Consider the following 21,418-nt stretch of genomic DNA (forward strand, 5'->3'; position numbering starts at 1 on the left):
GGTAGAGGCCGTAAATGCGCTCTTACACCCCAGCCGCATGGGCCTGCTGATCGGCGTGGTAGCTGGACCGTACCATGGCACCGACGGCCGCATGGGTGAATCCCATCTTGTAGGCTTCTTCCTCGAACATCTTGAAGGTGTCGGGGTGCACGTAACGGCGCACTGGGAGGTGGCTGTTGGATGGGGCCAGGTACTGGCCGATCGTCAGCATGTCGATGTTGTGGGCGCGCATGTCGCGCATCACCTGCAGGATCTCTTCGTCCGTCTCGCCCAGGCCCACCATGATGCCGCTCTTGGTGGGTACGGTGGGGTGCAGTTCCTTGAACTTCTTGAGCAGATTCAGGCTGAATTGGTAATCGGAGCCTGGGCGCGCCTCCTTGTACAGGCGAGGCGCGGTTTCCAGGTTATGGTTCATCACGTCAGGTGGCGCGGCCTTGAGGATCTCGAGCGCGCGGTCATCGCGACCACGGAAGTCGGGCACCAGGATCTCGATCTGCGTGGTGGGCGAGAGTTCGCGGATGTTCTTGATGCATTCGACAAAGTGGCCGGAGCCGCCGTCGCGCAAGTCGTCACGGTCCACGCTCGTAATCACCACGTACTTCAGCCGCAACTGTGCAATGGTCTTGGCGAGGTTCAGGGGCTCGTTCACATCGAGCGGATCGGGGCGGCCGTGACCCACGTCGCAGAACGGGCAGCGGCGCGTGCATTTGTCGCCCATGATCATGAAGGTGGCAGTACCTTTGCCGAAGCACTCCCCGATATTGGGGCAGCTGGCCTCTTCGCAGACGGTGTGCAACTTGTTCTCGCGCAGGATGTCCTTGATCTCGTAGAAACGCGTGGTGGGGCTGCCAGCCTTGACGCGGATCCATTCGGGCTTCTTGAGCAACGGTGCCTGCTCCACCTTGACAGGGATGCGCGACAGTTTGGCAGCCGCTTTTTGCTTGGCCAGCGGGTTGTAGTTGTCGGTAGTTTGCGCTTCGCGCACGACTTCGTTGGTACTCATGGCAGGTCTCACGGGGATAGGCGGGTGGACAGCTCGCTGGCCAAGATGGCGGCGACTTCATCCCACTTTGCATCGACGCCTATTGTAGAAAGATCGACAGTTTGAAGCCCTGCATAACCGCAAGGGTTGATGCGGCGGTAGGGTTCCAGGTCCATTTTCACGTTCAGCGCGACACCGTGGTAGGTGCAATGGCGACTGACCTTGATCCCCAAGGCCGCAATCTTGCCCAGGCCCTCGAATACCGGCTCGGGCGCCGGTGTGCCCGGCACGCGCATTTGCGGACGCTGGGGGAGTTGTGCGTGCGAGAAGGGGTCATCGAGCCATACATAGATGCCCGGGGCGCCTGCCACACGGTGCCCAGTGACGCCGAGACGGGCAAGCGTGCGGATGACGGCTTCTTCCAGGCGGAAGACGTACTCTTTGACAAAGTAGCCAGCCTGCTGCAAGTCGATCAGCGGATAAGCCACGACCTGCCCGGGGCCGTGGTAAGTGACCTGGCCACCACGGTTGGTTTGTACAACCGGAATGTCGCCAGTGTGCAACAGGTGGCTGGGCAGGCCTGCCAGGCCTTGCGTGAATGTGGCGGGGTGCTCGCAAATCCATAGCTGATCGCGCTCGTCGGGCGCGCGCTGGGCCGTGAATTGCTGCATGGCTTCCACGGTTGCCGGGTAGTCGGCCAAGCCTAAAAAGCGGGTCTGCATGGGTAGAAAGCCGGCGGTAACGCGCCGGCAGGGTTCGCGCAGGTGACAGAACGCGCTTACAGCACGACCTTGACCATGGGGTTGGAGGTGAGTGCCATGTATAAATTGTCCAGTTGTTCGCGGCTGGTGGCAGTAACGGTAATGGTCACCCCCAGATACTTGTCTCCGGCACTGGGACGCAACTCGATCTTGCTTGCATCAAAGAAGGGGTCGAACTGTTTGGCAATGGTGGTGACCGTGTGGACAAAGCCGTCCTGATTGAGCCCCATCACCTTAATCGGAAAGTCTGAGGGGTATTCGATCAGCGAATCCTTGTTCGGATCATCGCGAGTTTCTGGGGTGTTGGGGGGCGTTTCAGAAGAGGTCATTTTGCTATTAAAACAGAAGCTTGAAGAGTATGAGCAGTCAGCAAGGATGCCACCTTTGGCATCAGAATTCTGTAAGGCGAATCTTACAAAAAACAAGCTTGTGTAAACGCTCACGCGCAGCAAAAAACCAAGCGCATGCGAAAACGCTTTCCGATTCCAACGGGTTTATCCTTATAATCGCAGGCTTTGGCTAGTGTCGTTCCAGGGGCAAACTATATGACTACAAGTGCTCCGGAAGATAAACATGAGGCCGAAGAGCCGGACTTCAAGCCCCTGACTGCCGAAGAAGCAGCGGAGTGGCGCAGGCGCAATCCGTCGGTTTCGGTGGTGCGTGTCGTGAAGTGGCAGCTGGTGGTCGGGGTTGTGCTTGCCGTATTGGTGGGTCTGATCACGCAGCGGGCCGGGTGGTTGTGGTCGGTTGCATATGGTGCGGCGGCGGTAGTGATACCCGCTGCCCTTTTTGCACGTGGGCTACGATTGCAGCTAGGTGCCGGGCAGGAGAATCTTGCCATGGTCCGGTTCTTTGGTTTGGAGATCGCAAAATTGGTATTGACCGTGGTGCTGCTATTGCTGGCGCCGCTGGTGGTGCCGGGGCTCAACTGGTTGGCGCTGGTGTTGGGTCTGGTTGTGGTGATGAAGACGTACTGGTTGGCGCTGTGGCTGCTGACCAGATCCGAATAACAGTTTGTATTTGAGAAGAAGAGTTGTCCGATGGCAGCAGACGCGAATGCACCCACTGCAAGTGAATACATCGTTCACCATTTGCAGCATCTCCAGAACATCAAGCAAAAGTCGATCATCGACTTTTCGGTGGTCAACCTCGACTCGGTCACTGTCAGCGTGATCCTGGGCCTGCTGGGCATCTTCGTGATGTGGCTGGCAGCCCGCAAGGCCACGTCAGGCGTTCCCGGACGCTTTCAGGCGGCGGTGGAAATGCTGGTCGAAATGGTGGACAACCAGGCCAAGGCCAATATCCACAATGCGCAATCACGCAAGTTCATTGCTCCGCTGGCACTCACGGTGTTCGTCTGGATTTTCCTGATGAATGCCATGGACATGCTGCCAGTGGATCTGCTGCCTTGGTTGTGGCAAGGCGCTACCGGCGACCACCACGCCTATCTGCGCGTAGTGCCGACGGCTGACCTCTCGACCACGCTGGGCCTGTCCACTGCCGTGCTGATCCTGTGCCTGTACTACAGCGTCAAGATCAAGGGTCTGGGCGGCTGGGCGCATGAGCTGGTGTCCGCACCATTCGGCACCTCCAAGAATCCTGTTTTTGCCGTGATCCTCGGCATTGTCAATCTGCTCATGCAGATCATTGAATACGTTGCCAAGACCGTGTCGCATGGCATGCGACTGTTCGGCAACATGTACGCTGGTGAGTTGGTGTTCATGCTGATTGCCCTGATGGGTGGCGCAGCGGCTATGTCGCTCTCTGGTGTGTTGCTCCCTGTGGGGCACATCATTGCAGGTACGATCTGGGCGATCTTCCACATTCTGGTGATCACTCTGCAAGCCTTCATTTTCATGATGCTGACGCTGATTTATCTCGGCCAGGCGCATGAAGCTCACTAACTGTTCCCTTTCCTTTTTCTCTTAACCTTTCTTTTTTATCTCAGGAGTCATCATGGAAAACGTTCTCGGTCTCGTCGCTCTGGCTTGTGGTCTGATTGTTGGTCTGGGCGCTATCGGCGCTTCGATCGGTATTGCTCTGATGGGTGGCAAGTTCCTGGAATCGTCGGCACGTCAGCCTGAACTGATCAACGAACTGCAAACCAAGATGTTCATCTTGGCTGGTCTGATCGACGCCGCATTCCTGATCGGTGTTGCTATCGCCCTGCTGTTCGCTTTCGCCAACCCATTCCAACTGGCCTAAGCTCCGATCAACGCCGTAGATAGAAAGGTGTTGCCGTGAGTATTAACGCGACCCTGTTCGTTCAGGCCATTGTCTTCTTGATTCTGGTGCTCTTCACGATGAAATTCGTGTGGCCACCTATTGCCAAGGCGTTGGATGAGCGAGCAAAGAAAATCGCCGATGGTCTTGCTGCTGCCGATAAGGCAAAGTCCGAGTTGACAGCTGTGAACAAGCGCGTTGAGGAAGAGCTTTCCGCAACCCGCAATGAAACAGCGTCGCGTATCGCGGACGCAGACCGTCGTGCCCAAGCAATCGTCGAAGAGGCCAAGTCTCGTGCGACCGAAGAAGGCAACAAGATCATTGCAGCTGCACGCGCTGAAGCCGAGCAGCAAGTGATCCAGGCGCGCGAATCGCTGCGCGAACAAGTTGCCGCTTTGGCCGTCAAGGGTGCTGAGCAGATTCTCCGCAAGGAAGTCAATCCAGCGGTCCACAGTGATTTGCTCAATCGCCTGAAGACTGAGCTGTAAGGAAGCAACGAAATGGCAGAACTCGCCACCATTGCCCGTCCTTACGCTGAAGCCTTGTTCAAGGCTTGCACCGACAAAGGTGCAAGCCTGAGCGAAGCCCTGTCTTGGACGGACGAACTGGCGGCGATTGCCGCCGACCCGGAAATGCGCCAACTGGCCGACAATCCCAACGTCACCAATGATCAGGTGGTCGATGTGATGGCTGGTGTATCGCTGGCACGCGGCTGGGCCTTGTCAGATCTGGCTCGCAACTTCCTGCGCACGCTGGTGGAAAACCGTCGTCTGGAAGCCCTGCCAGAAGTAGCCAAGCAATTTCGCGCGCTGGTGAACCAAGGAAATGGTTCGTCGGATGCGCTGGTGTACAGTGCCTTTCCCATGGATGACTCCGCATTGAATGCGTTGGGCACCGTGCTGGAAAAACGCTTTGGCCGCAAACTGAATCTGAGCACCACGGTGGACGAATCGCTGATTGGCGGTGTTCGTGTCGTGGTGGGCGACGAGGTGCTGGACACTTCCGTCAAGGCCCGTCTGGAACAAATGAAAGCAACCCTCACTGCGTAACGCAGATCGAGGATTCGGCTAAACAATGAAAAGGAAAGAGTGATGCAACTCAATCCCGCAGAAATTTCTGAACTGATCAAGAGCCGCATTGAGGGTCTGTCAGGCAATACCGATATCCGTAACCAAGGTACGGTGGTGTCGGTGACCGACGGTATCGTGCGCGTGCATGGTCTGTCCGATGTGATGGCTGGCGAAATGCTGGAGTTCCCAGCAGGCGCCGATGGTCAACCTACCTACGGTCTGGCGCTGAACCTGGAGCGCGACTCCGTCGGTGCCGTGATTCTGGGTGAGTACACCCATATCTCGGAAGGCGACATCGTCAAGTGCACCGGCCGCATTCTGGAAGTGCCCGTGGGCCCTGAACTGGTGGGCCGCGTGGTGAACGCTCTGGGTCAGCCTATCGACGGCAAGGGCCCGATCAACGCCAAGATGACCGACGTGATCGAAAAGGTTGCTCCTGGAGTGATCGCACGTCAATCCGTGGATCAGCCTCTGCAATCGGGTATCAAGTCCATCGACGCCATGGTGCCCGTGGGCCGTGGTCAGCGCGAGCTGATCATTGGTGACCGCCAGACCGGCAAGACCGCTGTGGCGATCGACGCGATCATCAACCAGAAGGGCCAGGGCGTTGTCTGCGTGTACGTAGCCATCGGCCAAAAGGCTTCTTCGGTAAAGAACGTGGTGCGTGCTCTGGAGCAAGCAGGCGCGATGGAATACACCATCGTCGTGGCTGCTACCGCTTCCGAATCGGCCGCCATGCAGTACGTGTCGGCCTATTCTGGCTGCACGATGGGCGAATATTTCCGCGATCGTGGCGAAGACGCGCTGATCGTGTATGACGATCTGTCCAAGCAAGCTGTGGCTTACCGCCAGGTTTCGCTGCTGCTGCGTCGCCCACCAGGCCGTGAAGCTTTCCCTGGCGACGTGTTCTATCTCCACAGCCGTCTGCTGGAGCGCGCCGCTCGCGTGAACGCTGATTACGTTGAAGCCTTCACCAAGGGTGAAGTCAAGGGCAAGACCGGTTCGCTGACCGCGCTGCCCATCATCGAAACCCAGGCGGGTGACGTGTCGGCCTTCGTGCCTACCAACGTGATTTCGATTACCGACGGCCAGATCTTCCTGGAAACCAGCCTGTTCAACGCCGGTATCCGTCCTGCTATCAACGCCGGTATCTCGGTGTCCCGCGTGGGTGGTGCTGCTCAGACGAAGCTGATCAAGGGTCTGTCCGGCGGTATCCGTACCGACCTGGCACAGTACCGTGAACTGGCTGCGTTCGCGCAGTTCGCTTCCGATCTGGACGATGCAACCCGCAAGCAACTGGACCGTGGTGCCCGTGTGACCGAGCTGCTCAAGCAGCCTCAGTACAGCCCACTGCCCGTCGCTTTGATGGCCGCTTCGCTGTTCGCCGTGAACAAGGGTTTCATGGACGACATCGAAGTCAAGAAGGTACTGCCTTTCGAGCACGGTCTGCACCAGTTCCTGAAGACCAGCTACGCTGCTTTGGTGGACCGCCTGAACGAAAAGAAGGCTTTCGACAAAGAAGGCAAGGACGAAGCTGAACTGACTGCAGCCATCACTGCATTCAAGAAGTCCTTCGCTTAAACCGGGCGAGGAATCATCATGGCAGCAGGCAAGGAAATACGCGGCAAGATCAAATCGGTGGAAAACACCAAGAAGATCACCAAGGCCATGGAAATGGTTGCCGCATCCAAAATGCGCAAGGCGCAGGAGCGGATGCTGGCAGCCCGTCCATACAGCGAGAAGATTCGCGCAATTGCAGCTCACCTGAGCCAGGCAAACCCTGAATATGTCCATCCCTTCATGGTGTCGCATGACTCCAAGAAGGTCGGCATGATCGTGGTGACGACTGACAAGGGCCTGTGCGGCGGCATGAACACCAACGTGCTGCGTGCCGTGACGAACAAGCTCAAGGATCTGCAATCCGCAGGTGTCAGTGCAGAAGCCGTCGCCATTGGCAGCAAGGGCCTGGGCTTTCTGACGCGCGTGGGCGCCAAGGTGGTGGCCAATGCCACCGCACTGGGTGACACGCCGCATCTGGATGCGTTGATCGGCCCCGTCAAGGTATTGCTCGATCAGTACGCTGAAGGCAAGCTGAGCGCGGTCTATCTGTGCTACACCAAGTTCATCAATACGATGAAGCAAGACTCGGTTGTCGAGCAGTTGCTGCCTTTGTCGCAAGAAGCGATTCAGGGTTCGGCACCTGCTTCCCACGGCTGGGACTATATCTACGAGCCCGATGCGCAAAGTGTGATCGACGAGCTGCTCGTGCGTTATGTGGAATCGCTGATCTATTCAGCCGTTGCAGACAACATGGCTTCCGAGCAGTCTGCGCGCATGGTGGCCATGAAGGCTGCTACCGATAACGCCGGCAACGTCATCAACGAGTTGAAGCTGGTCTACAACAAGACGCGTCAGGCTGCGATTACGACCGAATTGTCGGAAATCGTCGCAGGCGCCGCGGCTGTGTAACGCAGCTCGACTGAAATCAATATTGGAGCAACGAAATGGCTCAAGTACAAGGCAAGATTGTTCAATGTATCGGCGCTGTGGTGGACGTTGAGTTCCCACACGGTCAGGTACCTAACGTGTTTGACGCACTCAAGCTCGAAGGCACTGCCCTGACGCTGGAAGTGCAGCAACAGCTGGGCGACGGCGTGGTGCGTACCATTGCACTGGGCTCGTCGGACGGTCTCAAGCGCGGCCTGATGGTGACCAACACCGGCAAGGCGATTACCGTGCCCGTGGGCAAGGCAACGCTGGGCCGCATCATGGACGTGCTGGGTAACCCCATCGACGAGCGCGGCCCTGTGGACCAGACGCTGACTGCTTCCATCCACCGCAAGGCTCCTGCATACGACGAACTGTCGCCTTCGCAGGAACTGCTGGAAACCGGCATCAAGGTGATCGACCTGGTGTGCCCGTTTGCAAAGGGCGGCAAGGTGGGTCTGTTCGGTGGCGCCGGTGTGGGCAAGACCGTGAACATGATGGAACTCATCAACAACATCGCCAAGGCGCACAGCGGTCTGTCCGTGTTCGCCGGTGTGGGTGAGCGTACCCGTGAAGGTAACGACTTCTACCACGAAATGTCGGACGCCGGTGTGGTGAACCAAGAGTCGCTGAACGACTCGAAGGTGGCCATGGTGTACGGCCAGATGAATGAGCCACCAGGCAACCGTCTGCGTGTGGCGCTGACCGGCCTGACCATGGCTGAAGCGTTCCGTGACGAAGGCAAGGACGTGCTGTTCTTCGTGGACAACATCTACCGCTACACCCTGGCCGGTACCGAAGTGTCGGCGCTGCTGGGCCGTATGCCATCCGCCGTGGGCTACCAGCCTACGCTGGCCGAAGAAATGGGCCGTCTGCAAGAGCGTATCACCTCGACCAAGGTCGGCTCGATCACCTCGATCCAAGCCGTGTACGTGCCAGCTGACGACTTGACCGACCCGTCGCCTGCCACCACCTTTGCTCACTTGGACTCCACCGTCGTGCTGTCCCGTGACATCGCATCGCTGGGTATCTACCCCGCTGTGGACCCACTGGACTCGACCAGCCGCCAGCTGGACCCCCAAGTGGTGGGCGAAGAGCACTACGCCGTGGCCCGCCAGGTGCAGGGCACGCTGCAGCGCTACAAGGAACTGCGTGACATCATCGCGATTCTGGGTATGGACGAACTGGCTCCTGAAGACAAGCTCGTCGTGGCCCGCGCTCGCAAGATCCAGCGTTTCCTGTCGCAGCCTTTCCACGTGGCCGAAGTGTTCACGGGCGCCCCAGGCAAGTACGTTCCGCTGTCGGAAACCATCCGCGGCTTCAAGATGATCGTGAACGGCGAGTGCGACCACTTGCCCGAGCAGGCCTTCTACATGGTTGGCACGATCGACGAAGCCATCGAGAAGGCGAAGAAGATCTAAGGTCTGTGCCGGGCAGTGCTCGCAAGACTGCTGCCCGCACCGGACGTATTTCTTTTTCACTCTGAGGACCAAAGATGAACACCTTCCACGTTGATGTGGTCAGTGCTGAAGAATCCATCTTCTCTGGCGAAGCCCGCTTTGTGGCGCTGCCTGGTGAAATGGGCGAACTCGGTATCTATCCCCGCCACACGCCGTTGATCACCCGCATCAAGCCGGGATCGGTGCGCATTGAGAAGACCGACGGCGCCGAAGAGTTCATCTTCGTGGCCGGTGGCATTCTGGAAGTGCAACCTGATCGCGTGACCGTTCTGTCCGATACCGCTGTGCGCGGCAAGGATCTGGACGAGCAAAAGGCGGTTGAAGCCAAGCAAAAGGCCGAAGAAGCCGTCAAGAACGCCAAGGGCGAACTCGACCTGGCCAAGGCCCAATCTGAGCTGGCCGTCATGGCAGCACAGATTGCTGCACTGCAAAAGTACCGCAAGAAGCGTTGATCAGCGCCTTTGTTGCATCTACAAAAAACCACCGCACGCGGTGGTTTTTTTTCGCTTTTCCAGACTCCGCAAAGCAGTATGGGCAAGCCTGAAGTCGGCACATATAGCGAGCCTATGGTTAAAGACTAAACCAAGGCAGCACGCTTATCCATCAGGCGCTAAACGCTATGAAAAATATAGTACCTGGCAGAGTCAACGGACAATGGGAATATCTGGCAGTTCATTGTCTGCCGCTGCAGACTGGCGAGGAAAATCACGCTCCAGCAATTGCGACACTTGGGTGATGGCCTTTTTCAGGGCCTCTTCGTACAGACCGCTGCGCAGATCCTCTGCCAACCCTGCAATGACGCGGCCCCACTGGGCGGTGTCCACATGGCGTGCAACGGCCCGATCTGCGACGATCTCGATGGCATGCTCGGTGAGCAGCAGATAAATCAATACGCCGTTGTTGTGCTCGGTGTCCCATACGCGTTGCTTGCTGAACTCCATCACAGCCCGCTCGCGCGCCGGCGCGTCACGGCGAATATAGCTCCAGGGCAGAGCGGTCTCGACATACACGCGAATCTGGCCCGTATGCCTAGCCTCTGATGCTGCAATGGCATGCGCAATGCGCTCGCGTGCCGCCTGCGGCAAAGCATAGGAGGCATCACGGTCCAGAATGCGGTGGTGCAACTGGCGGCCAAGACGCTGAAGCCAATTTCCCATCACCAGCTCCCCGACGCGCCGCCGCCGCCAAAGTTACCACCGCCGCCGGAGCTGAAGCCGCCACCACCCGAGCCGCCAAACCCTCCGCCTCCACCAAAGCCGCCCCCGCCAAAACCGCCCCCACCACCCCCACCGCCGGTAATGACGCTGCCGGGGCGCAGGCCGCCTGTCAGAAGCACCATGAACAGGGCCACGACTCCCGCTCCTACGCCGATCAGCAGGCTGGCTGTGAGCATGGTCGCCACAACGCCCGCAATACCGCCGGTGACCAGGGAGCCAAAGCCACGACCGAGCAGGGCGCGCAGAAAGCCTCCGCCGATCATGACAACCACGAAAAAGAAGATCAGCAGCTCGCCCACATCCATGGATGGGGCTGCCGATGCGCCTTGGCGCTGCTGTGGCTGCCGGGCCGGTGCTGGCAGGGCCTCGCCTTTGATGAGAGCGCTGATCTGGCCTGCGGCTGCCGAAAGGCCTGCGCCATAGTTGCCGGCCTGAAAGGCTGGCTTCATGGCCTCGTCAATGATGCGTGCGGCACGCAGGTCGGGGATGGCGCCTTCCAGGGTCTTGGCGACTTCGATGCGCATGCGCCGGTCGTCTTTGGCAACAATGATCAGAAGCCCGTCGCCAACATCCTTGCGGCCGATCTTCCAGGTGTTGGCCACCCGGTTCGCATAGGCTGCAATGTCCTCCGGGGCGGTGGTTGGCACCATCAATGCAATCACCTGCGAGCCGGTGTCCTGCTCCAGCTGTTTCAACTGGGCTTCAAGGCTGGCGGTATCTTGCGCGCTCAGGGTTGCGGTCTGATCGATCACATGCGCAGTGAGCGCAGGAACCGGCAACACCGCCGCATGCCCGAGCCAAGGCAAGAGCGCTACTGTAAATATAGCTATAAAGCGTTGCAGAGCCCGCGCAATAAGCACTTTTTTCCTTGATTACTTCTTGTCTGTCGAGAAATCAACCTGGGGTGGCTGAGAAATCTGTGCCTCATTCTGCACGGTGAAGTTGGCCTTGGGCTGGTAGCCCATGACCTTGGCCGTCAGGTTGGTCGGAAACTGGCGGGCCAGCACGTTGTAGGCCTTGACAGTGCCGATATAGCGGTCGCGCGCCACGGCGATGCGGTTTTCGGTGCCTTCCAGGGTGACGCGCAGGTCGCGGAAGGCCTGGTTGGCTTTCAGGTCAGGGTAGCGCTCGGCCACCACCATCAGGCGCGACAACGCGCTGGAGAGCTCACCCTGCGCCTGCTGGAACTTGTTGAACGCTTCGGGATTGTTGACCAATTCGGGAGTGGCCTGGATTGAGGTGGCTTTGGAGCGCGCCTCAATCACCTTGGTGAGCGTATCTTGCTCAAAATTGGCTTCCCCCTTGACCGAGGCCACAATGTTGGGCACTAGATCGGCACGGCGCTGGTATTGGTTGAGAACTTCGCTCCACGCGGCGGTGGATTCCTCGTCCAGTCGCTGGAAATCGTTATATCCGCAGCCCGTCAGCACCACGGCTGCTGCCACCATGACCATCAGTCGCTTGATTGTGTTGATCGTATTCATTGTGCATTCCTTATTGGATGTGGCCTGATGTTCGCTGCAAGTTGATGCATTGACAAGGCGCCCATTGTGACAAAGATTGTCAGGCCGGTTTGTCAGCGATTATTGACTGGTCCTGCGCAGGAGCAGGGCCAAAAGCCAACCAGTGGCGCTACCATGGCTTTATGGAGCGTGATTGCAATGGATGACATCGTCAAACAGGCCATGACCAAATGGCCCAACGTGCCCGCCTGCTATGGCTGGCTGGGGTTGGATGCGCGCGGCAACTGGTGGCTGCGTGATGCGGCGGCCCAGGCCGCTGGCAGCTTTGCCAGTGGAGTGCCAGGGGCCAAGGGCTCGCGGGTCGAGCATGTGAAGCTGGCCGAATTCATCGCTCGCAACTATCTGCACGATGCGCGTGGCTGCTGGTACTTTCAGAACGGGCCGCAGCAGGTGTTTGTGGAACTGGAAGCCACCCCATGGATCTGGCGCGTGCAGATGCAGGCGCGAGAGATACGTATCCACAGCCATACAGGCAGTGAATTGGCTCCCGCAGAGGTGCAGAAGGTGCTGGTGGATGAGGACGGGGCCGTGTACATGGCGGTATCCATGGGGTTGGGCATGGTGCACACGCAGGATGTGCTGGATGTGTCCGCCGCGCTGGATGCGGGCCTGCTGCCTGCGCCGGAAGAGGTTCGACGCAATGCGTTGCCGCACTGCTATGGTTTTATAAGTTCTCCCGCGCAGCTGGCAAGCACTGGCAGCTAAAACAGCAAGAACTGTCAGACAAGAAAAAACCGGCCAGAGCCGGTTTTTTGTATCTGATCGCGTAAAGGTGTCAAGGCGCAGAGGATTACTGTGCGTGGTCCACCATGTACTGCACGGCAGCACGGATTTCGTCGTCAGAGGCGGTCGATCCTCCGCGGGGGGGCATGGCGCCTTTGCCCGAGATGGCAATCTTGACCATGTTGTCGATGCCCTGAGCCACAAAGGGTGCCCACGCGGCCTTGTCGCCAAACTTGGGGGCGCCGGCCACACCTGCTGCATGGCAGGCAAAGCAGGCCTTGTCGTACAGACCCTTGCCGTCGGCCTGGGCGGTGGCTGCAGCAGGAGCTGCCGCCTCCTGCGCTGCAGGCGTGGCTGGGGTTGCGGGAGCCGCAGGCGTTGCTGCTGCGGCTACGGGGGTGGCTGCAGCAACGGCTCCACCTTCTGCCGCGGCATTGCCAGCAGGGCGCTCGGGAACGGGAAACTTGGCTCCTGCGGCATTGGCCATGTAGACCACGCCACGGGCAATTTCGGTGTCGTCGAAATCACCGCCCCCTTGTGGTGCCATGGCACCCTTGCCGGCCAGCGACGAATGCACCAAGGCATCCAGCCCCGTCTTGATGCGAGGCGCCCAGGCTGCAGCATCTTCAAACTTGGGGGCACCGGCCGCGCCGGTGGCGTGGCAGGCTGCGCACTGTGCCTTGAACACTTCCTCGCCGGATTTGAGAGGGCGATTGGCGTCGCGGACTTCGACCATGCCCACCTTCTGGATGCGAGCGGCAACCAGTGCGGATTCATCGGCTGCACCAGCACCGGGTTTGTTGGCAGAGGTGACATACATCACCAGGCCGATAATGGCAAAAACGGGAATCACGAATGCAAAGATCACCGTCCACAAAAGCTGTTTGGGTGTCTTGATGGGGCCAGTGTGTGCTTCTTCGTGCTGGATGTCGCTCATTACGTCCTCAAATTCTTCGTGGCTTGTTGTTCATCGTGCAGAGGCCAAAATCATTATATAGAGGGGTCTTGTTTTGTGACCTCCGGGCTAGCCCCAGCGTTGTTTCGGCCACACCTTGCCTACGACCACCGCAAAAAAATGGCCTGCCAGGATGCTGGCAGGCCATTGTGCGGCAGGTGTGCTGCTGAGGGGCTTATGGTTTGCCAGCAGTGGGCGCCACCTGGGTGACAGCCGTTGTGGCATCCGCAGGGGCTTCATCCGTCCAGCCACCGCCCAAGGCCTTGTACAGGCCGACCTGGTTCTGCAGCTGCGCCAGTCGCACCTGCACCACACCTTGCTGCAGCGCAAACAGCGAGCGCTGTGCATCCAGCAGGTCCAGATAGCTTGCAACGCCATTGGTGTAACGCAGGTCCGACAGCTTCAGGCGGGCCGATTCGGCTTCGACCTGGGCTTCCTGCGATTGCAGCTGGTCGGCCAACGTTTGGCGGCTGACCAGCGAGTCGGACACTTCGCGGAACGCCGTCTGGATGGATTTTTCGTACTGGGCGGCAGCAATCTTCTTCTGCGCCTCTGCCACTTCCAGGTTCGCCTGGTTGCGTCCTGCGTTGAAGATCGGCAGATACAGCGATGGTGCGATCGTGAATCCCTTGGACTTGGAGTCAAACAGATCAGACAGCTCAGAGCTGGCAAAGCCGGCATTGGCCGTCAGCGAGATACTGGGATAGAACAAAGCACGCGCTGCGCCGATGTTGGCATTGGCCGCGATCATGCTTTGCTCGGCCTGGCGCACGTCCGGGCGGCGCAGCATCAGGTCTGATGGCAGGCCTGCGGGCACGTCAGCCATCACGGGCAGATCGCTCAGGCGCTTGCCCTGCAGGCTGGCAAGCAACTCCTGCGGCGGCGTCTGGCCCAGCAGCAAGGTGAGCGCGTTGGCATCCAGCGCGCGTTGACGCGTCTGCTGGGCCAGGGTGGCCTTGGCGTTTTCTGTCAGGGACTGCGCCTGTCGGTAATCGAGTTCCGAAGCCACACCCGAGTCCAGGCGCAGCTTGGTCAGCTTGATCGATTCCTGGCGCGTCTCCAGCGTGCGACGCGAGAGGTCCATCAGTTCTTCATCGGCTTGCAGTGCGAGCCAGGCATTGGCCACCGAGGCCACCAGACTGATCTGCGCAGCCTTGCGGCCTTCTTCCGTTGCCAGATATTGCGCCAGGGCCTGTTCCTTCAGGCTGCTGATGCGGCCAAAGAAATCGATCTCCCAGTTCTGGATGCCGACGCCAACACTGAAAGCATTGCCATAGCTGCCAGTGATCTGGCTGCGCTGCCGGGTGGCAGCTGCAGACACACCGACTTCGGGGAACTGTTGCGAGCCCTGCACCTGATACAGCGCACGGGCCTGCTCGATGTTGAGCACGGCTACCCGAAGATCGCGGTTATTGTCCAGTGCGATCTGGATCAACTGTTGCAGACGCGGATCGGTGAAGTAGTTCTGCCACGGAATATCCGCAGCCGCTTGCTGGCCCTGCGTGGACGCCACGGGGTATTGGTCCGCCACGGGGGCGGCCGTCTTGTCCAGTGCAGGAATCAGCGAGCAACCGGAGGCCAGCAGCGCCGCTGCCAGCACGGTAGGAATGAGTTTCTTATTCAAAACGAGGTCCTTTCCCCGTTGCGGAGTTCATGTCTTCTTGGTTCATCACTGCGGAGTGCGAGACGGAGCCAGGAGCAGGTGCCGATGGCGAGGTGCCGCCATGGGGGCCGGAGCCATCCTTGTCATTCTTGCGGCCGAACAACCGGAACACTTCCACAAAGAACACCGGCACCAGGAACACGGCCATGAAGGTGCCGATGATCATGCCCCAGAACACGCCTGTCCCGATTTCATGCTGGCTGACCGCGCTCGCGCCCGAGGCGATGTAGAGCGGCACCACGCCAAGAATGAAAGCCAGCGAGGTCATCAGAATCGGGCGGAAACGCAGGTGACCGGCTTCCAGTGCCGCGTCCAAAGCGCTCATGCCCTGGTCGTGCAGATCTTTGGCGAACTCCACGATCAGAATCGCGTTCTTCGCTGACAGACCGATCACGGTGATCAGCGCCACCTGGAAGTAGATGTCGTTGGGCATGCCGCGCAGGTGCATGCCTGCCACCGCACCCAGAACACCCAGAGGCACCACCAGCAGCACGGCCAGTGGGATGCTCCAGCTTTCGTAGAGTGCTGCCAGGCACAGGAACACTGCGAGGATCGAGAACGCATACAGAATCATGCCCGACGAACCCGCCTTCTTCTCGTCCAGCGACTGTCCGGTCCACTCATAGCCAAAGCCTTGTGGCAATTCGGCAGCGAGCTTTTCCATTTCGGCCATGGCCTGGCCGCTGGTGTAGCCGGGCTTGGCCTGGCCGGTGATGCTCATGGACGGATAGCCGTTGTAGCGCGACATCTGCATCGGACCGGTGACCCACTTGGCAGTTGCCAGCGTGGACAGCTCGACCAGCTTGCCATCGGCATTGGGTACCGTCAGCTTCATCACGTCTTCAGGCTGCATGCGGGTTGCGGCATCAGCCTGGATGGTGACGCGCTGCATGTATCCCTTGTTCGGGAAGTCGGTAGAGTTGGCAGAGCCCAGCGCGGTGGACAACGTGGTGGCAATGTCACCCATATTGACCTTTTGCGCATAGACAGCGTCGCGGTTGATATCGACTTGCCACTGCGGAGCGTCTTCCACGCCATCAAAACGCACACCGGTGAGGATAGGGCTCTGGCTGGCCTTGCCGATCAGCTCGTTACGGGCCTGCAGCAGTGCTGCATGGCCGTTGTTGCCACGATCCTGCAGTCGGAAGGTGAAGCCGTCACTGTTGCCCAGTTCTGGGATGGAAGGCGGCACCAGCGTGTAGATGAAGCCATCGCGCAGGCCCATCATGGCACCTAGCGCCTTGCCCGCAAACGAGGTCGCATCCGAGCCCGGAGCCGTGCGCTCCGACCAGTCCTTGAGCGTGGTGAAGGCCAGACCCATGTTCTGTGCCTGCCCCGAGAAACTGAAGCCCAGAATACTGACGATGTGCGCAGTTTCAGGCTGCTTGAGCACATAGTCTTCCAGTTGCGACATGGCGCCGCTCGTACGCTCCTGCGTAGCGCCTGGCGGCAGTTGCACCAGCGAGATCACGTAGCCCTGGTCTTCCGTTGGCAGGAACGCGGTAGGCAGAGCCTTGAAGCCGAACACCACGCCAGCGATCACTGCGGCATACACCAGAAAAGCCAGAATGGTGCGCTTGACCACGCCAAGCAGCGTCTTCTGGTAGCCCTTGGTGGCCTTGCCGAACATGCGGTTGAACCAGTTGTAGAAGGGGCCCAGCAGGCCGGTCTTCTTGTCGTGTGCATGGCCCTTGGGAATGGGCTTGAGCATGGTGGCGCACAGCGCAGGCGTCAGGGTCAGCGCAAAGAAGCCGGAGAAGAAGATCGAGATCGCCATCACCAGCGAGAACTGACGGTAGATGTTGCCGGTAGCGCCCGAGAACATGGCCAGCGGAATGAACACCGTCACCAGAATCACGGTAATACCGACCACGGCGCCCTGGATCTGGCCCATGGCCTTGATCGTCGCGTCCTTGGGGGATATGCCTTCTTCAGACATGATGCGCTCGACGTTCTCCACCACCACGATGGCATCGTCCACGACGATACCGATCACCAGCACCATGGCGAACATCGACAGAATGTTGATCGTCAGCCCCACGCTGTACATCACTGCAAATGCGCCCAGCAATGCGATGGGCACCACGATCGTCGGGATCAGGGTATAGCGGATGTTCTGCAGGAAGATCAGCATCACGATGAACACCAGCACGATGGCTTCGAGCAGCGTGTGGATCACCTTCTCGATGGAGATCTTGACGAACTTCGATGTGTCATACGGAGCAGACCATTTCACGCCAGCCGGCAGGAAGGACTCGAGCTCGCCCATCTTGCTATAGACCTCTTTGGCCGTGGCCATGGCGTTTGCCGTGGAGGTGAGCTGAACCGCCAATGCAACAGCGGGCTTGCCATCAAGGCGCGAGTTGAAGCCATAGCTCTCGGCGCCCAGTTCCACCCGTGCCACATCCTTGATGCGCACGGTGGATCCATCAGAGTTGGAGCGCAGCACCACATTGCCAAACTCTTCTGGCGTGGTGAGCTGGCCAGGCACCACGATGGTGGCGTTCATGTTGGTGCCAGGCAGGCTGGGGGTGTCGCCCAGCGAGCCACCCGAGATCTGCTGGTTCTGCGCGGCGATGGCAGCGTTGATCTGGGCGATCGACATGTTGTAGCCCTGCAGCTTGGTCGGATCGACCCACACACGCATGGCGCGGCCCGATGCAAACAGCTGCGCCTTGCCGACGCCGTTCAGACGCTGGATTTCGGGCAGGACATTGCGGTTGACGTAGTCCGAGATTTCATCGCGCGAGGTCTCTCCAGTCTCCGACTGGAAGGTCAGAATCATCAGGAAGTTGCTCATCGACTTGTCGACGCGCACACCCAGCGATTGCACGATGGTCGGCAGGCGCGGCGTGGCACGGGCCAGGCGGTTCTGCACGTCCACCTGGGCCAATTCAGGGTTGGTGCCGGGCGCGAACGTCACGGTCAGCGTGCCGCTGCCGGTGGCAGAGGCAGAGGATTCCATGTACATCAGGCCTTCGGCGCCATTGATTTCACGCTCGATGAGCTGCAAAACCGAATCGGTCAAGGTCTGTGCGGTGGCGCCGGGGTAGGCGGCCGTCACGGTAATCGTCGGAGGCGCAACCGATGGGAACTGCGCCACCGGCAGGCGGGTGATGGACACGATACCTGCGAGGACCACGAAAATCGCGATCACCCATGCAAAGATCGGTCGGTGAATAAAAAACTTTGACATGCAGCTGTGTCCTGTTTATTTGCTGGATGCAGCGTTGTTTCCGGCCTCGGTCGAGGCCGCTGGCTTGTCGGCAGGAGCTGCTGCATCGGCGGGCTTGCCACCGGCCGCTTGCGCTGGCTGGCTGCCTGCTTCTTTCCATGGCACGGGGGTTACCTTCTTCGCGCCCATGCCCAGCTTGATGAAGCCATCGATCATGACCTTGTCGCCCGACTTCAGGCCATCCGTCACGACCCAATTGGTTCCCTTGGACTGGCTGATCTGAACGGGGCGAGGTGCCACCGAACCATCTTCGGCCACCACCATCACGGTATTGCCCTTTTCATTGCGGGTGACAGCCTGTTGAGGAATCAGCACAGCGTTGTCCACCTGGGCTTCTTCGATATGTACGCGCACATACATGCCTGGCAGCAGCATGCCATCGGGGTTGGGCAACTCGGCGCGTACGCTGACCTGACCGGTCGTGGGATCCACGGTCAAATCGGTGAACAGCAGCTTGCCTTCCTGCGCATAGGGACGGCCATCATCGGTATACACCTTGACCTTGGCGGCATTGTCGCCCGCCTTGGCCAACTTGCCGGAGTTCAGCGCTTCACGCATGCGCATGATGTCAGAGGACGACTGCGTGATGTTGACGTAGAGCGGGTTGATCTGCTGAATGACAGCCAACTCGGTCACCTGGCCTTGGCCTACCAGTGCACCTTCGGTCACCAGGGCGCGACCGATGCGGCCGGAGATGGGGGCGGTCACCGAGGCATAGCCCAGGTTGATGCTGGCGTTGGTGACAGCTGCCTTGCCTGCTGCAACCTGTGCCTGAGCAGCTTTTTCGTTGGCGACTGCCACGTCATAGTCCTGCTTGCTGATGGCGTTGGCTTCCACCAGTGGCTTGTAGCGGCGTGCAGTAGAGGCCGCCTGTGCCAGCGTTGCCTGTGCCTGTGCCAGTGTCGCCTGGGCGCTTTCCAGACTGGCGCGGTAAGGCGCATTGTCGATCAGGAACAGGACCTGGCCCGCCTTCACGTCGGAGCCTTCCTTGAAGGTGCGCTTTTGCAGAATGCCTGCAACACGAGCGCCGACCTGTGCAACACGGAAGGGCTCCAGACGGCCTGGCAAATCCGACACGACGGGAATGCTCTCGAGCTTGACGGTCAGCACGCTGACTTCTGGTGGAGGGGGCGCGCCCTGTGCGGAGTGTTGTTCTTGTTTCTTGTCGCCACAGGCTGCCAAAACAAGCGCTGCAGCCAGGGTGAGGGCAAAGGTACTGGATTTCATACGTTGGCGAGAGGTTTGCGGTCTTTTGTCAGCGGCTTGGTGTGCTTCATACATGGGCTGCATGAAAGTCCCTTCGGAAGGTGTGAAATGAATGAGGTGAACCGCGGAGGATTCGGCGGGAATTGCCTGTGGCTAGTGGAATGCTATCTTCAATCCCCAGAAAAATGCTCCGCAATTATACATACATGCAGAAATGTATAATAGAGCTTATTTGTTAAATCTTTCATTGCCTGCAGCGAGACACTGGGGCAATGCGCTACAGGAACGGACGAGCAGAGCATGGCCCGGCGCACAAAGGCAGAAGCGGACGAGACGCGCACCAAGCTGTTGGATGCGGCAGAAGAGGTTTTTTTCGAGAAAGGCGTGGCGCGCGCGTCGCTCAACGAAATCGCGCAACGCGCTGGTGCCACGCGTGGCGCGGTGTATTGGCATTTCAAGGACAAAGTGGATGTCTTCACTGCGGTGCTGTCACGCATATGCACTCCATTTGAGGAAATCTGCGACGACAAGTACGGTGAACTCTCGCCGCTTGCGCGGATTCGGCACTCCATCTACGCAGTGTTCGACAGCATGGACTCAGACGAGCGGCGACGCAAGGTGTTTGATACAGCGCTTTTCAAGCTGGAATACGTTGGCGAGCTTGAGAGCGTTCGCGAAGGACATGTGGAGAGCTCGGAATGTTCTCAGCGCAAGTTTGCAGATGACCTGACGTTGGCTGCCATGGAGCAGGGCGTTGTGATGCCCATGACACCAACGGAAGCAGCGCTTGGCCTGCATTCATTGTTTGTGGGGCTCATTCATGGCTGGGTGCTGAATGAAGGTAACTTCCCGTTGCGAAAAATTGGCGAGCTGTCTGTGGAGGCCTACCTCTCGGGTCTGGGCTTTCAGTGCCAGGCTTGAGGGGGGTGGCACTGTTTGGCATTGAAGCCTTGCAGAGCTGCATCCCGTGCCATAATTGAAGGATTGCTGAAAGGCGATTGTGTATATGCGCGGCTGTAGCTCAGTGGATAGAGTATTGGCCTCCGAAGCCAAGGGTCGTGGGTTCGATCCCCGCCAGCCGCGCCAAGTCTCATCCGCCTGTGCTGGTAAATCTGGATTGACTTGGGTGTAGTTTTGAATTTGTGTCCAAATCTACGCTACAATACGCAGCTTAGCGGCTGTAGCTCAGCTGGATAGAGTACTTGGCTACGAACCAAGGGGTCGTGGGTTCGATTCCTGCCAGCCGCACCAAAAAATGAAAAGCCTCAAGTGTCATCTTGAGGCTTTTTTATAGGTTGAAGCACTGTTTCGGGTTTGTTGGGGTTGCGGCCCTTCAAGAAATTTGCGAGAAATCGGAATTTTCTAAAAACTGCCAAAAATGATGCTACAATCTAGTTCTTCTTCGGAGGGGTGCCCGAGTGGCTAAAGGGGGCAGACTGTAAATCTGTTGGCTTACGCCTACACTGGTTCGAATCCAGTCCCCTCCACCAGAAATGGTTGAAGAAGCAGCTTTGCAGCAATTGCGTTCATTCGCGGTTGATGCGGGAGTAGTTCAATGGTAGAACCCTAGCCTTCCAAGCTAATGACGCGGGTTCGATTCCCGTCTCCCGCTCCAGTTTGCAGTAAAGCGATGCTGTTGCAATTTTAAAAATTGCCCATGTGGCTCAGTGGTAGAGCACTCCCTTGGTAAGGGAGAGGTCGGCAGTTCGATCCTGCCCATGGGCACCATATTTAAGTGCGCACGGTTCTGGTTGCGCTATATCCCTCTAGGTTTAGGTTTTTTCGGAGTCAAGAATGGCAAAAGGAAAATTCGAGCGCACCAAGCCCCACGTGAACGTGGGCACCATCGGTCACGTTGACCACGGCAAGACCACCCTGACGGCTGCTATCGCTACCGTTCTGTCCAAGAAGTT

22 protein-coding genes and 5 tRNA genes are annotated in these 21,418 nt (G+C 58.8%); 17 read left to right on the top strand and 10 right to left on the bottom strand.

Going from position 1 to position 21,418, the window contains the following annotated elements:
* Positions 1–22: 22 nt before the first annotated feature.
* The 3 genes from lipA to ABIE32_RS20125 are packed head-to-tail and all read right to left on the bottom strand — an operon-like array spanning position 23 to position 2,072.
* Complete coding sequence (gene lipA / locus ABIE32_RS20115; protein WP_224151106.1) at positions 23–1,003, bottom strand: lipoyl synthase; 981 nt, start codon at positions 1,001–1,003, stop codon at positions 23–25.
* An 8-nt stretch (positions 1,004–1,011) separates the two neighbouring features.
* On the bottom strand, positions 1,012–1,704 hold the full coding sequence (lipB, locus tag ABIE32_RS20120) for a lipoyl(octanoyl) transferase LipB (protein ID WP_429018823.1): 693 nt from the start codon (positions 1,702–1,704) through the stop codon (positions 1,012–1,014).
* A 56-nt stretch (positions 1,705–1,760) separates the two neighbouring features.
* Positions 1,761–2,072: a YbeD family protein gene (locus tag ABIE32_RS20125; protein ID WP_224151108.1), complete on the bottom strand. Its 312-nt coding sequence runs from the start codon at positions 2,070–2,072 to the stop codon at positions 1,761–1,763.
* 216 nt (positions 2,073–2,288) lie between these two features.
* Here ABIE32_RS20125 and ABIE32_RS20130 point away from each other — a divergent pair, with 216 nt between their 5' ends.
* The 9 genes from ABIE32_RS20130 to ABIE32_RS20170 all read left to right on the top strand — a co-directional run bounded on the left by ABIE32_RS20130 (position 2,289) and on the right by ABIE32_RS20170 (position 9,435).
* Positions 2,289–2,753, top strand: a complete 465-nt coding sequence (locus ABIE32_RS20130) for an ATP synthase subunit I (RefSeq protein ID WP_224151109.1) — start codon at positions 2,289–2,291, stop codon at positions 2,751–2,753.
* Between the two features lie 30 nt (positions 2,754–2,783).
* The gene (gene atpB / locus ABIE32_RS20135; RefSeq protein WP_395028402.1) at positions 2,784–3,647 is read left to right on the top strand and encodes a F0F1 ATP synthase subunit A; all 864 of its coding nucleotides are present in this window, start codon (positions 2,784–2,786) and stop codon (positions 3,645–3,647) included.
* A gap of 52 nt (positions 3,648–3,699) precedes the next feature.
* A complete protein-coding gene (atpE, locus tag ABIE32_RS20140) occupies positions 3,700–3,948 on the top strand; it encodes a F0F1 ATP synthase subunit C (protein ID WP_021025615.1) in 249 nt (82 codons plus the stop codon).
* 35 nt (positions 3,949–3,983) lie between these two features.
* On the top strand, positions 3,984–4,454 hold the full coding sequence (locus tag ABIE32_RS20145; protein WP_184711542.1) for a F0F1 ATP synthase subunit B: 471 nt from the start codon (positions 3,984–3,986) through the stop codon (positions 4,452–4,454).
* A 12-nt stretch (positions 4,455–4,466) separates the two neighbouring features.
* Positions 4,467–5,015 (top strand): F0F1 ATP synthase subunit delta, encoded by a 549-nt coding sequence (locus ABIE32_RS20150; RefSeq protein WP_224151111.1) that lies wholly within the window; start codon positions 4,467–4,469, stop codon positions 5,013–5,015.
* 42 nt (positions 5,016–5,057) lie between these two features.
* Positions 5,058–6,617, top strand: coding sequence for a F0F1 ATP synthase subunit alpha (gene atpA, locus ABIE32_RS20155; protein ID WP_224151112.1), 1,560 nt, complete (start codon positions 5,058–5,060; stop codon positions 6,615–6,617).
* An 18-nt stretch (positions 6,618–6,635) separates the two neighbouring features.
* Entirely contained in the window at positions 6,636–7,505 is an 870-nt protein-coding gene (atpG, locus tag ABIE32_RS20160) for a F0F1 ATP synthase subunit gamma (RefSeq protein WP_224151113.1), read from the top strand.
* 35 nt (positions 7,506–7,540) lie between these two features.
* Positions 7,541–8,944 (top strand): F0F1 ATP synthase subunit beta, encoded by a 1,404-nt coding sequence (atpD, locus tag ABIE32_RS20165; RefSeq protein WP_184711538.1) that lies wholly within the window; start codon positions 7,541–7,543, stop codon positions 8,942–8,944.
* Between the two features lie 74 nt (positions 8,945–9,018).
* Entirely contained in the window at positions 9,019–9,435 is a 417-nt protein-coding gene (locus ABIE32_RS20170; RefSeq protein WP_224151114.1) for a F0F1 ATP synthase subunit epsilon, read from the top strand.
* 192 nt (positions 9,436–9,627) lie between these two features.
* On the opposite strand, the gene ABIE32_RS20175 is transcribed toward ABIE32_RS20170, so the two are convergent.
* Genes ABIE32_RS20175 through ABIE32_RS20185 form a run of 3 tightly spaced genes read right to left on the bottom strand, consistent with a single transcriptional unit; the run spans position 9,628 to position 11,684 of the window.
* Complete coding sequence (locus tag ABIE32_RS20175) at positions 9,628–10,140, bottom strand: TPM domain-containing protein (protein WP_429018829.1); 513 nt, start codon at positions 10,138–10,140, stop codon at positions 9,628–9,630.
* A complete protein-coding gene (locus tag ABIE32_RS20180) occupies positions 10,140–11,060 on the bottom strand; it encodes a TPM domain-containing protein (protein WP_429018831.1) in 921 nt (306 codons plus the stop codon). The genes ABIE32_RS20175 and ABIE32_RS20180 overlap by 1 nt, the downstream gene beginning before the upstream one ends.
* Positions 11,061–11,072: 12 nt before the next feature.
* On the bottom strand, positions 11,073–11,684 hold the full coding sequence (locus ABIE32_RS20185; protein ID WP_377780210.1) for a LemA family protein: 612 nt from the start codon (positions 11,682–11,684) through the stop codon (positions 11,073–11,075).
* A 177-nt stretch (positions 11,685–11,861) separates the two neighbouring features.
* Here ABIE32_RS20185 and ABIE32_RS20190 point away from each other — a divergent pair, with 177 nt between their 5' ends.
* Positions 11,862–12,428 (top strand): DUF2946 family protein, encoded by a 567-nt coding sequence (locus tag ABIE32_RS20190; protein ID WP_429018847.1) that lies wholly within the window; start codon positions 11,862–11,864, stop codon positions 12,426–12,428.
* 85 nt (positions 12,429–12,513) lie between these two features.
* Here the strand turns inward: ABIE32_RS20190 and ABIE32_RS20195 are convergent, their stop codons facing one another.
* The 4 genes from ABIE32_RS20195 to ABIE32_RS20210 all read right to left on the bottom strand — a co-directional run bounded on the left by ABIE32_RS20195 (position 12,514) and on the right by ABIE32_RS20210 (position 19,580).
* A complete protein-coding gene (locus tag ABIE32_RS20195; protein WP_429018835.1) occupies positions 12,514–13,383 on the bottom strand; it encodes a c-type cytochrome in 870 nt (289 codons plus the stop codon).
* Between the two features lie 193 nt (positions 13,384–13,576).
* Positions 13,577–15,025: an efflux transporter outer membrane subunit gene (locus ABIE32_RS20200; protein WP_429018837.1), complete on the bottom strand. Its 1,449-nt coding sequence runs from the start codon at positions 15,023–15,025 to the stop codon at positions 13,577–13,579.
* The gene (locus tag ABIE32_RS20205; protein WP_429018839.1) at positions 15,018–18,260 is read right to left on the bottom strand and encodes an efflux RND transporter permease subunit; all 3,243 of its coding nucleotides are present in this window, start codon (positions 18,258–18,260) and stop codon (positions 15,018–15,020) included. The genes ABIE32_RS20200 and ABIE32_RS20205 overlap by 8 nt, the downstream gene beginning before the upstream one ends.
* 15 nt (positions 18,261–18,275) lie before the next feature.
* Complete coding sequence (locus ABIE32_RS20210; protein ID WP_429018849.1) at positions 18,276–19,580, bottom strand: efflux RND transporter periplasmic adaptor subunit; 1,305 nt, start codon at positions 19,578–19,580, stop codon at positions 18,276–18,278.
* A 225-nt stretch (positions 19,581–19,805) separates the two neighbouring features.
* On the opposite strand from ABIE32_RS20210, the gene ABIE32_RS20215 reads away from it, so the two are divergent.
* The 7 genes from ABIE32_RS20215 to ABIE32_RS20245 all read left to right on the top strand — a co-directional run.
* Complete coding sequence (locus tag ABIE32_RS20215) at positions 19,806–20,426, top strand: TetR family transcriptional regulator (RefSeq protein WP_429018842.1); 621 nt, start codon at positions 19,806–19,808, stop codon at positions 20,424–20,426.
* A gap of 89 nt (positions 20,427–20,515) precedes the next feature.
* A tRNA-Arg gene (locus ABIE32_RS20220) sits at positions 20,516–20,591 on the top strand.
* An 88-nt stretch (positions 20,592–20,679) separates the two neighbouring features.
* A tRNA-Arg gene (locus ABIE32_RS20225) sits at positions 20,680–20,756 on the top strand.
* A 153-nt stretch (positions 20,757–20,909) separates the two neighbouring features.
* Positions 20,910–20,995, top strand: a tRNA-Tyr gene (locus tag ABIE32_RS20230).
* Between the two features lie 51 nt (positions 20,996–21,046).
* Positions 21,047–21,120: transfer RNA gene (locus tag ABIE32_RS20235), tRNA-Gly, on the top strand.
* 38 nt (positions 21,121–21,158) lie between these two features.
* Positions 21,159–21,233: transfer RNA gene (locus ABIE32_RS20240), tRNA-Thr, on the top strand.
* A 66-nt stretch (positions 21,234–21,299) separates the two neighbouring features.
* The coding region (locus ABIE32_RS20245; RefSeq protein WP_229470601.1) for a GTP-binding protein at positions 21,300–21,418 on the top strand (119 nt) is incomplete at its 3' end.

Source organism: Comamonas sp. 4034 (assembly GCF_050434545.1).
Lineage (GTDB): Bacteria > Pseudomonadota > Gammaproteobacteria > Burkholderiales > Burkholderiaceae_C > Comamonas > Comamonas odontotermitis.

What these genes read in the sequence shown, in the direction of transcription:
- atpE (WP_021025615.1), top strand. Translation starts at nt 3,700, where the DNA reads ATGGAAAACGTTCTCGGTCTCGTCGCTCTGGCTTGTGGTCTGATTGTT.
- ABIE32_RS20125 (WP_224151108.1), bottom strand. Translation starts at nt 2,072, where the DNA reads ATGACCTCTTCTGAAACGCCCCCCAACACCCCAGAAACTCGCGATGAT.
- ABIE32_RS20190 (WP_429018847.1), top strand. Translation starts at nt 11,862, where the DNA reads ATGGATGACATCGTCAAACAGGCCATGACCAAATGGCCCAACGTGCCC.
- ABIE32_RS20175 (WP_429018829.1), bottom strand. Translation starts at nt 10,140, where the DNA reads ATGGGAAATTGGCTTCAGCGTCTTGGCCGCCAGTTGCACCACCGCATT.
- ABIE32_RS20210 (WP_429018849.1), bottom strand. Translation starts at nt 19,580, where the DNA reads ATGTATGAAGCACACCAAGCCGCTGACAAAAGACCGCAAACCTCTCGC.
- atpB (WP_395028402.1), top strand. Translation starts at nt 2,784, where the DNA reads ATGGCAGCAGACGCGAATGCACCCACTGCAAGTGAATACATCGTTCAC.
- ABIE32_RS20170 (WP_224151114.1), top strand. Translation starts at nt 9,019, where the DNA reads ATGAACACCTTCCACGTTGATGTGGTCAGTGCTGAAGAATCCATCTTC.
- lipA (WP_224151106.1), bottom strand. Translation starts at nt 1,003, where the DNA reads ATGAGTACCAACGAAGTCGTGCGCGAAGCGCAAACTACCGACAACTAC.
- ABIE32_RS20195 (WP_429018835.1), bottom strand. Translation starts at nt 13,383, where the DNA reads ATGAGCGACATCCAGCACGAAGAAGCACACACTGGCCCCATCAAGACA.
- ABIE32_RS20215 (WP_429018842.1), top strand. Translation starts at nt 19,806, where the DNA reads ATGGCCCGGCGCACAAAGGCAGAAGCGGACGAGACGCGCACCAAGCTG.
- atpA (WP_224151112.1), top strand. Translation starts at nt 5,058, where the DNA reads ATGCAACTCAATCCCGCAGAAATTTCTGAACTGATCAAGAGCCGCATT.
- lipB (WP_429018823.1), bottom strand. Translation starts at nt 1,704, where the DNA reads ATGCAGACCCGCTTTTTAGGCTTGGCCGACTACCCGGCAACCGTGGAA.
- atpG (WP_224151113.1), top strand. Translation starts at nt 6,636, where the DNA reads ATGGCAGCAGGCAAGGAAATACGCGGCAAGATCAAATCGGTGGAAAAC.
- ABIE32_RS20130 (WP_224151109.1), top strand. Translation starts at nt 2,289, where the DNA reads ATGACTACAAGTGCTCCGGAAGATAAACATGAGGCCGAAGAGCCGGAC.
- ABIE32_RS20205 (WP_429018839.1), bottom strand. Translation starts at nt 18,260, where the DNA reads ATGTCAAAGTTTTTTATTCACCGACCGATCTTTGCATGGGTGATCGCG.
- atpD (WP_184711538.1), top strand. Translation starts at nt 7,541, where the DNA reads ATGGCTCAAGTACAAGGCAAGATTGTTCAATGTATCGGCGCTGTGGTG.
- ABIE32_RS20150 (WP_224151111.1), top strand. Translation starts at nt 4,467, where the DNA reads ATGGCAGAACTCGCCACCATTGCCCGTCCTTACGCTGAAGCCTTGTTC.
- ABIE32_RS20185 (WP_377780210.1), bottom strand. Translation starts at nt 11,684, where the DNA reads ATGAATACGATCAACACAATCAAGCGACTGATGGTCATGGTGGCAGCA.